Raw genomic sequence first — 14351 nt, forward strand, 5'->3', positions numbered from 1 at the left:
CGCCGTCACCCGGCGTAGGGATCCGGCACTTTGCCCGGCCGGGCCAGGAACGCGAAGTCGCAGCCGGTGTCGGCCTGGGTGATCTGCTCGTTGTAGAGCGCCCCGTAGCCGCGCTCGTACCGTTCGGGCGGCGCCGTCCACAGCGCCCTGCGCCGCTCCAGTTCCGCGTCGTCCACGTCGAGCCGGAGCGATCGTGCCTCGACGTCCAGGGTGATCGTGTCGCCGGTCCGCACCAGGGCGAGCGGTCCGCCGATGTGCGACTCGGGCGCCACGTGCAGCACGCAGGCGCCGTAACTCGTGCCGCTCATCCGGGCGTCGGAGATCCGGACCATGTCCCGTACGCCCTGCTTCAGCAGGTGGTCGGGGATGGGCAGCATGCCGTACTCGGGCATGCCGGGACCGCCCTTGGGCCCGGAGCCGCGCAGCACCAGCACGCTGTCCGCCGTGATGCCGAGGGACGGGTCGTCGATGGTCCGCTGCATCGTCCGGTAGTCGTCGAAGACGACCGCGGGCCCGGTGTGCTTGAGCAGCCGCGGCTCGGCGGCGATGTGCTTGATGACGGCGCCGTCGGGGCAGAGGTTGCCGCGCAGGACGGCCACCCCGCCCTCGGTGGCGACGGGGTTGTCCCGGGGGCGGATGACGTCGTCGTCGTGGACCCGGGCGGTGGCCAGCTGCTCGCGCAGGGTGTCGTGCGACACCGTCGGCCGGTCCAGGTGCAGCAGGTCCGTGATCCGTGACAGGAACCCGGGCAGACCGCCGGCGAAGTGGAAGTCCTCCATCAGGTAGGTCCGGCCGCCGGGCCGTACGTTGGCGAGCACCGGCACGGTCCGCGCGATCCGGTCGAAGTCGTCGAGGGTGAGGGTGACGCCCGCCCGTCCGGCCATGGCGATCAGGTGGATGACGGCGTTGGTGGAGCCGCCGAGTCCGAGGACGGTCGTCACGGCGTCCGTGAACGCCTCCTCGGTGAGGATGTCGGACAGTTTCCGGTCCCGGTGCACGAGGTCGACGATCCGCAGGCCCGCGGCGGCCGCCATCCGGTCGTGACCGGAGTCGACGGCCGGGATGCTGGACGCGCCCGGGACCGTCACCCCGAGTGCCTCGGCGGCGGCGGTGAGCGTGGACGCCGTCCCCATGGTCATGCAGTGACCGGGGGACCGCGCGAGCCCGCTCTCCAGTTCGGTCATCTCGCAGTCGCCGATGAGTCCGGCGCGCCTGTCGTCCCAGTACTTCCACATGTCGGTGCCGGAGCCGAGCACCTCGTCGCGCCAGTGACCGGGCAGCATCGGCCCGGCGGGCACGAAGACGGCCGGCAGGTCCACGGAGGCCGCGCCCATCAGCAGGGCGGGGGTGGACTTGTCGCAGCCGCCCATCAGCACCGCGCCGTCCACGGGGTACGAGCGCAGCAGCTCCTCCGTCTCCATGGCGAGCAGGTTGCGGTAGAGCATCGGGGTCGGCTTCTGGAAGGTCTCGCTGAGCGTGGACACCGGGAACTCCAGCGGGAAGCCCCCGGCCTGCCACACGCCCCGCTTCACGGCCTGCGCCCGGTCCCTGAGGTGGACGTGGCACGGGTTGATGTCGGACCAGGTGTTCAGGATCGCGATGACCGGCTTGCCGAGGTGCTCCTCGGGCAGATAGCCGAGCTGGCGGGTCCTGGCGCGGTGGCTGAAGGAGCGCAGCCCGTCGGTGCCGTACCACTGGTGGCTCCTGAGGTCCTCCGGGCGCCTCGTCTCCCGTCCGGTGCTCACAGCGGCCACCCCGCGGCGATGGCGGCGACTTCCGACCGCTCGGACTCGGACAGCTCCCTGCTCGGCGGGCGCACCTCGCGCCGGCACAGGCCGAGCGAGGCGAGTGCCTCCTTGACGACGGTCACGTTGTTGGCGGAGGCGTCGGCCGCGCGCAGTTCCTCGAAGCGGCGGATCTGCTCCCAGACCTTCATGGCGGCCGGGTAGTCGCCGGAGCGGAGCGCCTCGATCATGGTGAGCGAGAGCGACGGGGAGACGTTCACCAGGCCGGAGGTGAAGCCGGTGGCACCCGCCGAGAAGTAGGAGGGCGCGTAGGGCTCGGCGAGCCCCGCCACCCACACGAACCGTTCGAGTCCCGCGTCCCGGGCGAAGGCGGCGAAGCGGGCCGCGTCCGGGACGGCGTACTTCACGCCGATCACGTTCGGGCAGACGTCGGCGAGTTCGGCGAGCCGGGCCCCCGGGAGCCGGGGGTTGCGGATGTAGGGCACGACGCCCAGCTCCGGCACGGACTCGGCGACGGCCCGGTGGTAGTCGAGCCAGCCGCCCTCCGAGACGTACGGGTGCACGGGCTGATGGACCATCACCATCGGTGCTCCGAGCGTGCGGGCGTGCCGGGCGGAGGCGACGGCGGTCGGTACGTCGTGCCCCACCCCGACCAGGACGGTGGCCCGGTCGCCCGCCTCCTCGATGGTCAACTCCGTGACGAGCTGCCGTTCTTCGGGGGTCAGGGCGTAGAACTCGCCGGTGTTGCCGTTGGGTGTGAGGGTGCGGACCCCGGCGTCGAGCAGCCGGTGCAGCAGGGCCCGGTGGGTGTCGCGGTCGATCGTCCCGTCCTCCGAGAAGGGGGTCACGGGGATGGCCACGACCTCGGCGAGCGCCGCCCGCCCGGTCTCGTACGTCGCTGTCATCGCTGTCCGTCCTCCTCCTGGGCCGGAGGGAAGGCCCGTCGCACGAACGACGCGATGTGGGCGTGCAGCGCGCGGGCCGCGCCGTCGGCGTCGTCGTCGAGGGCCAGGCGCAGGATCTCCCGGTGCTCGTCGGCCTCGCGCTCCCAGGACGGGTCGGCGGCCCAGGCGACCGCGGAGACCAGTGCGGCCTGGTCGCGCACCTCGTCGAGCATGCGGCCCAGCAGCGGGTTGCCGCAGGACACGTACAGGGCGCGGTGGAACTCCCGGTTGGCCAGGGAGCGTTCGGCGGTGTCGGAGGCGTCGTCGGCGCGGGTGAGCGCGTCCCGTGCGGCGGCGAGCGAGGCTCCGCGCAGGACGGACCGGCGCAGTGCCTCCGGCTCCAGCAGCAGCCGGACGTCGTACACCTCGCGCGCCATGTCCGCGTCCACCATGCGCACCGTGACGCCCTTGTACTGGTTCATCACGACGAGTCCGGTACCGGCCAGGGTCTTGAGGGCCTCGCGCACGGGCGTCTTCGACACCCCGAACTGTGCGGCGAGCTCGCTCTCGACCAGGGCCTGACCGGGCGTCAACTGCCCGGTGAGGATGCGGTGTTTGATCCCCTCCAGCACGAACTGCGTGCGGGACGGTATCGGTGTGGGCACAGAGGTCATGCGCGCCTCTCGGATCTCACGTATCGGATCTCACGTATCGCGTCTCATATATGACGTACGAAGTACGACGCGATGAACGTAGGAGCGCGCTCGTGTTTCGTCAACGCTTCGGACAGAAGAAAGAAAAGAAAGAGAGGCGCATCGCGAAGGGCCCCGTCCGAAGCCCGGCGCGGGGTTCGGACGGGGCCCAAGGGCCTTTGGCGTACTAGGACTTCCAGCCGGGGTCGCGTCCGCTGAGGGCGATCACCCGGTCCAGCAACGGTGCGTCGTCCGGCACCGGCACCACGGTCCCGAACACGCCTCCGCCCCGGCCGGGATCCTGGGCCGCCGCGGCGAGGAAGCCGTACGACGCGTGCAGCGCGGCCGGGTCGGGCTCGTACTCCTGGCCGGTGGCGCGGGCCAGGTCCCAGCCGTGCACGACCAGTTCGTCGGCGACCACGGCACCGGCGACGGCGCCCGGCAGGGTCACCCCGCCCGCTCGGGTCTCCCCCTCCCAGGCGGCCGGGTCCCGCCACACCTCCACGAGTTCGTCGAGCGCCTTCGGCAATGTCGCGCGCCAGTCGGGGGCGATGTCCGGCACGACCGTGTCCGGGCTGGTGTCGGTCCTGGCGCCCAGGTCCTTGCGTCCGGCGTCGCGGAAGGCGACGGCCAGTCCGCCGACATGCCCGAGCATGTGGTGCACCGCGTAGGCCGGGCAGGGGGTGACGTCGTCGAGCTGCCGCTCCGTCACCCCCGCCACGAGCCGCGCGACGATCAGGGCCTGCGGCCCGAGGTCGAGAGTCGGGTCGGTCATCCGCTGCTCCTCAGTTCCGAATCCTCACAGAGTCCGCTCGTGGGGTAGACGGGCGCCGCGCCGAGAACTCATCGGCGCGGCGCGGGGGAGACGGAATGCGCGCGGTGCGGGCTGCCGGGTCCGGGCTGCGGGCTGCGGGCTGCGGGCTGCGGGCTGCGGGCTGCGGGCTGCGGGTGGAGCCTGGCGGCGGGAGGAGCGCGGTGGGGTGTGGGAGGTGGGCCGGAGCGCGGGAGCGGTCCGGCATAGGGAACCTGCCCGATCCCCGCAGGCCCTCCTTAGGACCACGATCACCTGCCATGACATGGACAGTGACGCGTGTGCTGCGGGACCGCGACGCGGGCCTCTATCTGACCGCGGTGGTCGTCTCCGGCTTCGGCTCGTCGGCGATGTGGCTGGTGTCGGGCATCTGGGTCAAGGACCTGACGGGCTCGAACGGTCTGGCCGCCCTGTGCGTGTTCGCGCTCTGGGCCCCCACTCTCGTCGGCCCCCTCCTGGGCACGGTCGCGGACCGCACCCGTCGTCGGCCCCTGCTGATCGGCACGAACCTGGCACTGGCGGCGCTCCTGCCGGCCCTCCTCGCCGTGGACGCACCGGACCGGCTGTGGATCCTGTTCGCGGTGCTCCTGGTCTACGGCGCGGCGGGCGTGGTCCACGACGCCGCCGAGTCCGCGCTGGTGGCCGCGGCGGTCGACCGGAGCCTCCTCGGGGACTTCAACGGGCTGCGCATGACGGCCAACGAGGGCATGAAGCTGCTGGCGCCGCTGGCCGGTGCGGGCCTGTACACGGCGTACGGCGGCGCGCGGGTCGCGCTCCTCGACGCGGTGACGTTCGCGCTGGCGGCCGGGGTGTGCGCGCTGCTGCGGGTCCGGGAGTCGCCGCCCGACCCGGACCCCGCGAGCCGGTGGTCCCGGACGGCCGCGGGCGCGCGGCACCTCCTGGGGGACCCGGAACTCCGCCCGCTGGTCCTGGCCGGCGGTACGACGATGCTCTTCGCGGGGCTCAACGGCGCCATGATCTACGCCGTCGTCGAGGGACTGGGCCACTCCCCCGCCTACGCCGGGCTCCTCTACGCCGTCCAGGGTGCCGGGTCGGTTCTGGTCGGTCTGGTCTCGGGCCCGCTGCTGCGGCGGTGGGGGGAGCGCCGTTTCGCCGCGTACGGGATCGCGCTGACCGCGGTCGCGACCGGGGCGCGTGCGGTGGCCTCCGACGGGGTGGCCCTGGTGTGCAGCGCCGCGATCGGGGCCGGCCTCCCGTGTGTGCTGATCGCCGCGTACACCGCCGTGCAGCGGAGGACTCCGGGGCCGCTGCTCGGGCGTGCCGCCGCCACCGCGAACACCCTGATGTTCGCGCCGAACGCGCTCGGGCTGGCGGTCGGGGCGGGGATGGGTGAGCTGGTCGGCCCTCGGCTTCTGCTCCCGGTGCTGGCCCTGGTCCGCCTGCTGACGCTCCGGCCTCTGCTGACCCGGCACTGAGCCCGCCGCCGCCCCGGGACCGCGCCCCGAACCCCCGCATCGGCCCGAACGGCCTCGCCCCCGAACCCCCGCATCGGCCCGAACGGTCTCGCCCTCGAACGCCGGACCGGCCGAGGATCCCGGCCCGCGCTGGACACGCCGGGCCGGGCCACATGCCCAAGGGGCGCGAGGAACCGCGGGACCAGCCCCCCACTCGGCCGCGCTCGAAGAACCGCTTCAGGACGCGGCCGTCAGTACCGCCCGCACCGCCTCCAGATCCCCCTGCGAAGCCAACCCTGCGTGATACAGCCGCAGTTCCCCCGCTCCCAGTGAGGCCGCCCGTGCCGCGTCGTCCGCGAGTGTGCCCGGACTGCCTCCCATGCCCGACACGACCGTGAAGTTGGCCGCCAGTACGGTCGTGTCCCGCGCCTGTCGCGCGAACGGCGTCAGCAGCTCCGTGCCGCCGGTGCACGGCACCACCACCCCGTCCGCCACGGAGAGGACGTGCGCGGGATCGACGCCGGCGTTCGCCCCGCAGTGGAACGACACGGGGTCGGCGTGCAGCAGCACCTGGAACCCGTCGGGCGCGGCCGCCCGTACCGCCGCGACCGTGGTCTCCTGGAGCGAGCGGGCCACCCCGTCGCGCCACGCGCGCGTGGCACCCGCCACCTCGCTCCCGAGCAGCTTCTCGATCGCCGGCCAGCCCCCGTCCGACGGCACGGCCCCCCGCCACACGGGCTCCAGGGCCTCCCGGACGATGGCCGCCGTCTCGGCGGCGTCGAGCCCGTTCCCTTCGTACCCGTCCCGGCACGCCGGGCAGAAGCACAGGGACATCAGGTACTGCCCGGCGTCCCCGAGTCCCACCCCGCCGATCTTGTCGTGCGCGTGCAGGTGCGCCAGCCCGTACCACCCGAGCGACTCCAGCTCGGTGCCCCGCGCCCCGGGCCGCACCGCCGCCTCCACCGCGAGGTCGACGAGGTACTCCTGGGTGCGGGTCTGCGCGACGCACGGCGCCCAGCCGTACCGGTCGCCGTACGCGTTGACGACGGACGTGTCCGGATGCTCTCCCCCCAGGCGGGAGTTGTGCGCGAGGACCACCCAGGTGTGGACGTCGAGACCGGCCTCGGCGAGCGCGGCGGCGGCCGTCCCGTACGCGTCCCCGGGCGCCCAGTCCCCGGCCTCGTACGGTCGCAGCGCACGCCCGGCCCATCGCGCGCCGTCCACCGGGTACAGGACGGCCGCGTGGGACACCGTCACGACGCGGTGCCCGGGGTGACGGGGGGTCAGCGCGCGGGTGGAGTGGTAGGCGGAGGCGAGCGTCGCCTGCCGCACCCCGAGCCCGGCGATCCGCCCGGCCGCCTCCGGGTCCCCGACGACGTCCCACGGATAGACGAAGGCCGACGCCTTCACAGGCTCTCCCCCTCGGCCGGCTCCAGCAGCGCGTACCCGCGCTCGACCAGCTCGGCGAGCTGCTTCACATGGTCCTCGGTCGGCTCGTGCAGCGGGGGCCGCACCTCCCCCACGTCCAGCCCGCGCAGCCGCACCCCCGCCTTGACCAGCGACACGGCGTAGCCGCGCCCCTGCGCCCGCAGCTCGACGAACGGCCGGTAGAACCCGTCCAGCAGCCGGTTCACCATGTCGTCGGACCCCGCGTTCAGGGCGGCGTGGAAGGCCAGCGCGATCTCGGGCGCGAAGCAGAAGACCGCGGACGAGTACAGCGTGATGCCGATGCCGCGGTAGGCGAGCCCCGTCAGTTCGGCGGTGGGCAGCCCGTTGAAGTAGAGGAAGTCCCCGGGGGCCTCGCTGCGCACCGCGCTGACGACGCGCTGCATCAGGTCCAGGTCGCCCAGCCCGTCCTTGAAGCCGATGATGCCCTCGGTGCGGGCCAGTTCGACCACGGTCGAGGGCGTGAACACGGCGTTGTCGCGCTGGTACACCACGACGTCCAGCGAGGTGGCGGCGGCCAGCTCCCGGTAGTGGCGCAGCAGCCCTTCCTGCCCCGCGACCACGAGGTAGGGCGGCATGGCCAGCAGCCCGTCGGCCCCGGCCTCCTCGGCGAGCCGCGCGAACCGTACGGCGAGCGCGGTCCCGTACCCCGCGCCCGCGACGACCGGTACCCGTCCCGCCGCCTCCTCCACGGCGGCCCGCACGCACTCCTGGAACTCCTCGGGCGCGAGCGCGTGGAACTCGCCGGTGCCGCAGCAGGCGAAGACCGCGGCGGCCCCCGCCTCGACACCGCGCCGTACGTGCTCGCGGTAGACGTCGAGATCGAGGGCGCCGTCGGGGCCGTACGCCGTGACGGGGAAGAACAGCGGCCCGCTGGGGATGCTGAGCCGAGCGGCAAGGGGGGCTGACGTCACGGACTCTCCCTGAGGCAGGTGCTCACGCACACAACAGCGGGTGCATGTTTCTGATCCACGTCCATATTTCTGAACGCGACCACGCTAAAGCGCGACCTCGGGGCCGGTCAAGCACACAAACCCGCAACACGGCAGCGGATTGACCGCCTCCGCGCGACACTTGACTCGACCGGCCGGCGATCCTTAGCGTGTCCAAGGATGTGAATGCCGTACAAGCATACGGCCGCTCGTACGGCCCTGAGGAGACACCCGCATGCCCGCTCCCCGCACCGTTCTGCTCACCGGCGCCGCCGGCGGACTCGGCACCCTGATGCGGGGGCTGCTGCCGGAGCACGGATACCGGCTGCGCCTGCTCGACATGCTCCCGGTCGAGGGCGAGCCGGAGGCGATCACCGCGGACCTCGCCGACCGGGCCGCGCTGCGCGAGGCGGTACGCGGTGTCGACGCGATCATCCACCTCGCCGGAATCTCCCTGGAGGCCTCCTTCGAGAAGATCCTCAAGGCGAACATCGAGGGCACCCACAACCTGTACGAGGCCGCGCGCGAGGAAGGGGTACGGCGCGTCGTCTTCGCCTCCTCCAACCACGCGGTCGGCTTCACCCCGCGCCCGCGCGGGGACGCCCCGTTCGGCGAGGACTCCCTGATCCCCGTCGACACCCCCCGCCGGCCGGACACCTTCTACGGCCTGTCGAAGTCCTTCGGCGAGGACCTGGCCCAGTTCTACTGGGACAAGCACGGCCTGGAGACGGTCTCGGTCCGCATCGGCTCCTGCTTCGCGGAGCCGACCAGCGTGCGCATGCTCTCGGTGTGGATGAGCCCCGAGGACGGCGCCCGCCTCTTCCACGCGGCGCTCACCGCCGAGAACGTGGGCCACACCGTCGTCTACGGCTCCTCCGCCAACACCCGCCTGTGGTGGGACCTTTCGTCGGCACGGGCACTGGGCTACGAGCCGCAGGACGACTCCGAGCCGTACGCCTCGAAGCTCATCGCCGAACAGGGCGAGCTCGACCCGGACAATCCGGACCACGCCCACCTGGGCGGCCACTTCACCACCCACCCGCCGATCTGGCCGTACTGACGGCACGGCACGGGCACGGACAAGCGGGCGGGCACCGAACGGGCCCGCCCGCCGCCGTGTTCGGGCACGAACCCTGCCCGATCCCACGCCCGCAGCGGCTCCGCCCCAGGTCCGGCGCGCTCCCCCGCGCCGCCGAACGGACACAGCCGGGCATCATCGGGCGTGCAACAGGCCTGGTCAGTGCCGCGCGCCCGCTGTAGAACTTCCTCCAAGGCCCGACCGGGCCCGAACGGGCAGCGAGGACAGGACGCGGGAAGCGGGTGCCGGCCATGAGCGCGGAAGAACGTCAGCGGGAGATCGTCCGGGCCGCCCGCCGTACGGGTGCGGTCGACGTCACCGCGCTCGCCGCCGAACTGGGCGTCGCCAAGGAGACCGTACGACGCGACCTGCGCGCCCTGGAGGACCACGGCCTGGTGCGCCGCACCCACGGCGGCGCCTACCCCGTCGAGAGCGCCGGATTCGAGACGACGCTCGCCTTCCGCGCCACCAGCCACGTACCCGAGAAGCGGCGGATCGCCGCCGCCGCGGCCGAACTGCTCGGGGACGCCGAGACGGTCTTCGTCGACGAGGGCTTCACCCCCCAGCTCATCGCCGAGGCCCTGCCCCACGACCGGCCGCTGACCGTGGTCACCGCCTCCCTCGCCACGGCGGGCGCACTCGCCGAGGCGGACAACACCAGCGTCCTGCTGCTCGGCGGCCGGGTACGCCCCGGCACCCTCGCCACCGTGGACCACTGGACGACGAAGATGCTCTCCGGCTTCGTCATCGACCTGGCCTACATCGGCGCCAACGGCATCTCCCGCGAACACGGCCTCACCACCCCCGACCCGGCGGTCAGCGAGGTCAAGGCCCAGGCGATCCGCGCCTCCCGGCGCACCGTCTTCGCCGGCGTGCACACCAAGTTCGGAGCGGTCAGCTTCTGCCGCTTCGCGGAGATCACCGCCCTGGAGACGATCGTCACGAGCACCCTGCTCCCGACGGCCGAGGCCCACCGCTACAGCTTGCAGGGACCGCAGGTCATACGCGTCTGAGAACGGAACCCACGCCCGCAGCACGTCCGACATCCCCACTCACCCTCCCAGGGGCCCCCGCACCCGGCCGCGCCCCATATCTCCCTATAAGTCCAGGAGTGATCCATGCGAACCCCGAGCCGACGGAGGCCGCGCGCGCTGTTCGCCGCGGTCGCCGCAGGGACGCTGCTCACCCCGCTGCTCTCCGGGTGTTGGACCGGAGCGGGCGGGGCGGGCTCCGGCGGCGACTCCATCAACGTCCTGATGGTCAACAACCCGCAGATGGTGGAGCTGCAGAAACTCACCAAGGCCCACTTCACCAAGGAGACCGGCATCAAGGTGAACTTCACCGTGCTGCCGGAGAACGACGTCCGCGACAAGATCAGCCAGGACTTCGCCAACCAGGCGGGCCAGTACGACGTGGCCACCCTGTCCAACTACGAGATCCCGATCTACGCCAGGAACGGCTGGCTGCACGAGATGGACTCCTACGTCCGCCAGGACAGCGGCTACGACGAGCAGGACATCCTCGCGCCCATGCGGCAGTCCCTGACGGCCGACGACGGCAAGCTCTACGGGCAGCCCTTCTACGGCGAGTCGTCCTTCCTCATGTACCGCAAGGACGTGTTCGCCGCCAAGGGCCTGACGATGCCGCCGCATCCCACCTGGGACCAGGTGGGACGGCTGGCCGCCGAGGCCGACGGCGCCGAGTCCGGCATGAAGGGCATCTGCCTGCGCGGCCTGCCCGGCTGGGGCGAGCTGATGGCCCCGCTGACGACCGTCGTGAACACCTTCGGCGGCACCTGGTTCGACAAGGACTGGAAGGCACACCTCGACTCCCCCGAGTTCGTGAAGGCGACGAAGTTCTACGTGGACCTCGTCCGCAAGCACGGCGAGTCCGGCGCCGCCCAGTCCGGCTTCGCCGAGTGCCTCAACAACATCACCCAGGGCAAGGTCGCCATGTGGTACGACGCCACCTCCGCGGCCGGTTCCCTGGAGGCGTCCGACTCCCCGGTCAAGGGCAAGATGGGCTACGTACCGGCGCCCGTGGAGAAGACCGAGTCCTCCGGCTGGCTCTACACCTGGGCCTGGGGCCTCCAGAAGGCCTCCCACAACTCCGACAAGGCCTGGAAGTTCATCTCCTGGGCCTCCAGCAAGCAGTACGAGCAGCTGGTCGGGGACACCATCGGCTGGTCCAACGTGCCGGCCGGCAAACGCGCCTCGACCTATACCAACGCCGCGTACACCAAGGAGGCCTCGGCCTTCCAGGAGATGACCCGCGCGGCCATCGAGGGCGCCCGTCCCCGCGACCCCGGAGTGCAGCCGCGCCCCGCGCCCGGCATCCAGTTCGTCGGCATCCCCGAGTTCACCGATCTCGGCACCAAGGTCTCGCAGGAGATCAGCGCGGCCATCGCCGGGCGCCAGTCCGTCGACTCGGCCCTCGAGAAGTCCCAGAAACTCGCCGAGAAGATCTCCAAGGAGTACGAGGGACGATGACCGCCACGACGACAGCCCCCCTGGCCACCGCTCCCGTCCGCGCCGCCCGGCCACCCTCCGGCCGCCTGCGCGCCTGGGCCACCCGCGCCCCGCTGCTCCCCGCCCTGATCTTCATGATCGCCGTGACCCAGCTCCCGTTCGTGGCCACGCTGGTGATCTCCTTCTTCGACTGGAACTCCCTCTATCCGAAGGCCCGCCACTTCACCGGCCTGTCCAACTACTCGGACGTGCTCACCGATCCGGACCTGCGCCACTCGGTCTGGACGACGATCCTCCTGACGGCGGCCGTGGTCCTGGTCAGTCTGGTCCTCGGCCTCGCCCTCGCACTGCTCCTGGACCGCAGGTTCCGGGGGCGGGGAGTGGTGCGCACGCTCCTGATCGCGCCGTTCCTGGTGGTCCCGGTCGCCGCCGCCCTGCTCTGGAAACATGTGCTCTACAACCCCGAGTACGGCCTCCTCAACGGTCTCCTGCACTATGTGGGCGGTCCCCAGCCGGACTGGATCTCCAACACCCCGCTGCTGGCGGTCGAGGCCTCCCTCGTGTGGCAGTGGACGCCCTTCATGATGCTGATCCTGCTGGCGGGCCTGCAGAGCCGCGACCAGCAGCAGATCGAGGCCGCCCGGGTGGACGGCGCGAGCGACTGGCAGGTCTTCCGCCACCTCACGCTCCCGCACCTGCGCCGCTACCTCGAACTCGGCGCCCTGCTGGGGTCGATCTACATCGTCCAGAACTTCGACGCCGTCTTCACGATCACCTCGGGCGGCCTCGGCACCGCGAACCTGCCCTACACCGTCTACCAGAGCTTCTACCAGGCCCATGAGAACGGTCTGGCCTCGGCCGCCGGGGTCCTGGTCGTCATCGGTTCGATCATCATCGCGACCTTCGCGCTGCGCGTGGTCTCGTCCCTGTTCCGCGAGGAGGTGTCCCGCGCATGAGCACCACCACGATCCGCGTACGTCCCCGGCGCACCCGGGGAACGGGCCTGGGCCTGCTGGCCTGGGTACTCGGTGTGCTGTTCTTCCTGCCCATCGCCTGGATGGCCCTGACGTCGTTCCACTCGGAGGCGGACGCGGCGACCAACCCGCCCTCCTTCGGCGCCGCCCTGACCCTCGACGGCTACCGCGACTTCTTCGGCACGGGCGGCGGCGCGAGTCCCTGGCCGGCGCTGGCCAACTCGCTGGTGGCGTCCGTCGCCTCCACCCTCTTCGTCCTCCTGCTCGCCCTCCCCGCGGCGTACGCGCTCTCGGTCCGGCCGGTGAAGAAGTGGACCGACGTCCTGTTCTTCTTCCTGTCGACGAAGATGCTGCCGGTGGTGGCGGGCCTGCTGCCCATCTACCTGTTCGCGAAGAACGCCGGGATGCTCGACAACATCTGGCTCCTGGTCATCCTCTACACCTCGATGAACCTGCCGATCGCGGTGTGGATGATGCAGTCGTTCCTCGCCGAGGTGCCGGTGGCGGTGATCGAGGCGGCGCAGATCGACGGCGCCCGGCTGCCCACGATCCTGGCGCGGGTCGTGGCCCCCATCGCCCTGCCGGGCATCGCCGCCACGGCCCTCATCTGCTTCATCTTCAGCTGGAACGAGCTGCTGTTCGCCCGGGTCCTCACGGGCGTGGTCGCGGAGACCGCCCCCGTCTTCCTGACCGGCTTCATCACCAGCCAGGGCCTCTTCCTGGCCAAGGTGTGCGCCGCGTCGCTCGTCATCTCCCTGCCGGTGCTCGCCGCGGGGTTCGCCGCCCAGGACAAACTGGTCCAGGGCCTGTCACTGGGAGCCGTGAAATGAAGGCCGCCGTCATCGAGTCCGTGGGCCGCGCCGTCGTCACCGAGGTCCCGGACCCGACGCCCGGCCCGCGCGACGTCGTCGTCGAGGTCGCCGCGTGCGGGCTGTGCGGCACGGATCTGCACATCCTCCAGGGCGAGTTCGCGCCCAAGCTGCCGATCGTGCCGGGCCACGAGTTCGCCGGCACGGTGGTCGGCGTGGGCACCCAGGTCACGGAGGTCTCGGTCGGCGACCGGGTGGCGGTGGACCCGTCGCTCTACTGCCACGAGTGCCGGTACTGCCGTACGGGCCACAACAACCTCTGTGAACGCTGGGCCGCGATCGGTGTCACGACGGCGGGCGGGGCCGCGCAGTACGCGACCGCCCCCGTGGCCAACTGCGTCAAGCTCCCCGATCATGTCCGCACCCAGGACGCGGCACTCGTCGAACCGCTCTCCTGCGCGGTACGCGGCTACGACGTGCTGAACTCCCGGCTGGGGGCCCATGTCCTGATCTACGGCTCCGGGACGATGGGCCTGATGATGCTGGAACTGGCGAAGCGGACGGGGGCGGCGAGCGTGGACGTGGTGGACGTGAACGCCCAGCGCCTGGCCACCGCCCGGTTGCTGGGGGCGTCCGCCTCGGCGGCGAACGCGGACGAGCTGGACCGGCCGCGGGGGTGGGACGTCGTGATCGACGCGACGGGGAACGCGGCGGCGATCCAGGACGGTCTGGACCGGGTCGCCAAGGCCGGCACCTTCCTCCAGTTCGGTGTCGCCGACTACGCGACGCGGGTCACGATCGATCCGTACCGCATCTACAACCAGGAGATCACCATCACCGGTTCCATGGCCGTCCTGCACAGCTTCGAGCGTGCGGCGGAGCTGTTTGCCGGGGGTGTCCTCGATCCGGACGTCTTCATCAGTGACCGCATCCCGCTGGCGGAGTATCCCCAGGCGCTGGAGCAGTTCGCCGCGGGCGTGGGCAGGAAGATCGTCGTGGTCCCGTAGGGGTTCTCTCGCCCCCGCCGCCCCTACCCGTCCCATCCTGTCCCTGGGGGCTCCGCCCCCAGACCCCCGTCCGGCCTTGAGGGCCTTGTC

13 protein-coding genes are annotated in these 14351 nt (G+C 71.8%); 7 read left to right on the forward strand and 6 right to left on the reverse strand.

The window, feature by feature from the left end:
* Positions 1-5 precede the first annotated feature (5 nt).
* The 4 genes from araD to ACFV2J_RS34360 all read right to left on the reverse strand — a co-directional run bounded on the left by araD (position 6) and on the right by ACFV2J_RS34360 (position 4096).
* Positions 6-1745 carry an L-arabinonate dehydratase gene (gene araD / locus ACFV2J_RS34345; RefSeq protein WP_385083435.1) on the reverse strand — a complete coding sequence of 580 codons (1740 nt, stop codon included), beginning with the start codon at positions 1743-1745 and terminating at the stop codon, positions 6-8.
* Positions 1742-2650, reverse strand: a complete 909-nt coding sequence (locus tag ACFV2J_RS34350) for a dihydrodipicolinate synthase family protein (RefSeq protein WP_385083434.1) — start codon at positions 2648-2650, stop codon at positions 1742-1744. The genes araD and ACFV2J_RS34350 overlap by 4 nt, the downstream gene beginning before the upstream one ends.
* The gene (locus tag ACFV2J_RS34355) at positions 2647-3303 is read right to left on the reverse strand and encodes a GntR family transcriptional regulator (protein ID WP_385083433.1); all 657 of its coding nucleotides are present in this window, start codon (positions 3301-3303) and stop codon (positions 2647-2649) included. Before ACFV2J_RS34355 ends, ACFV2J_RS34350 begins: the two co-directional genes overlap by 4 nt.
* A 205-nt stretch (positions 3304-3508) precedes the next feature.
* Positions 3509-4096, reverse strand: a complete 588-nt coding sequence (locus tag ACFV2J_RS34360) for a TIGR03086 family metal-binding protein (RefSeq protein WP_385083432.1) — start codon at positions 4094-4096, stop codon at positions 3509-3511.
* 296 nt (positions 4097-4392) lie between these two features.
* Here ACFV2J_RS34360 and ACFV2J_RS34365 point away from each other — a divergent pair, with 296 nt between their 5' ends.
* Positions 4393-5568, forward strand: coding sequence for an MFS transporter (locus tag ACFV2J_RS34365; protein ID WP_385083431.1), 1176 nt, complete (start codon positions 4393-4395; stop codon positions 5566-5568).
* 216 nt (positions 5569-5784) lie between these two features.
* Here ACFV2J_RS34365 and ACFV2J_RS34370 read toward each other — a convergent pair whose 3' ends face one another.
* Positions 5785-6957: a hypothetical protein gene (locus tag ACFV2J_RS34370; RefSeq protein ID WP_385083430.1), complete on the reverse strand. Its 1173-nt coding sequence runs from the start codon at positions 6955-6957 to the stop codon at positions 5785-5787.
* Positions 6954-7907, reverse strand: a complete 954-nt coding sequence (locus ACFV2J_RS34375; protein WP_385083429.1) for a 5-dehydro-4-deoxyglucarate dehydratase — start codon at positions 7905-7907, stop codon at positions 6954-6956. The genes ACFV2J_RS34370 and ACFV2J_RS34375 overlap by 4 nt, the downstream gene beginning before the upstream one ends.
* Before the next feature lie 253 nt (positions 7908-8160).
* On the opposite strand from ACFV2J_RS34375, the gene ACFV2J_RS34380 reads away from it, so the two are divergent.
* The 6 genes from ACFV2J_RS34380 to ACFV2J_RS34405 all read left to right on the forward strand — a co-directional run bounded on the left by ACFV2J_RS34380 (position 8161) and on the right by ACFV2J_RS34405 (position 14261).
* Complete coding sequence (locus tag ACFV2J_RS34380) at positions 8161-8985, forward strand: NAD-dependent epimerase/dehydratase family protein (RefSeq protein ID WP_385083428.1); 825 nt, start codon at positions 8161-8163, stop codon at positions 8983-8985.
* A gap of 260 nt (positions 8986-9245) precedes the next feature.
* Positions 9246-10016 (forward strand): DeoR/GlpR family DNA-binding transcription regulator, encoded by a 771-nt coding sequence (locus ACFV2J_RS34385; protein WP_385083427.1) that lies wholly within the window; start codon positions 9246-9248, stop codon positions 10014-10016.
* Between the two features lie 105 nt (positions 10017-10121).
* Complete coding sequence (locus ACFV2J_RS34390; protein ID WP_385083426.1) at positions 10122-11492, forward strand: ABC transporter substrate-binding protein; 1371 nt, start codon at positions 10122-10124, stop codon at positions 11490-11492.
* Positions 11489-12427 carry a carbohydrate ABC transporter permease gene (locus tag ACFV2J_RS34395; RefSeq protein WP_385083425.1) on the forward strand — a complete coding sequence of 313 codons (939 nt, stop codon included), beginning with the start codon at positions 11489-11491 and terminating at the stop codon, positions 12425-12427. The genes ACFV2J_RS34390 and ACFV2J_RS34395 overlap by 4 nt, the downstream gene beginning before the upstream one ends.
* Positions 12424-13275: a carbohydrate ABC transporter permease gene (locus ACFV2J_RS34400; protein WP_385083424.1), complete on the forward strand. Its 852-nt coding sequence runs from the start codon at positions 12424-12426 to the stop codon at positions 13273-13275. The genes ACFV2J_RS34395 and ACFV2J_RS34400 overlap by 4 nt, the downstream gene beginning before the upstream one ends.
* Positions 13272-14261 carry a zinc-dependent alcohol dehydrogenase family protein gene (locus ACFV2J_RS34405; protein WP_385083423.1) on the forward strand — a complete coding sequence of 330 codons (990 nt, stop codon included), beginning with the start codon at positions 13272-13274 and terminating at the stop codon, positions 14259-14261. Before ACFV2J_RS34400 ends, ACFV2J_RS34405 begins: the two co-directional genes overlap by 4 nt.
* Positions 14262-14351: the final 90 nt, after the last annotated feature.

The sequence above is a fragment of the Streptomyces sp. NPDC059668 genome (assembly GCF_042734135.1).
In the GTDB taxonomy this organism is placed as follows: domain Bacteria; phylum Actinomycetota; class Actinomycetes; order Streptomycetales; family Streptomycetaceae; genus Streptomyces.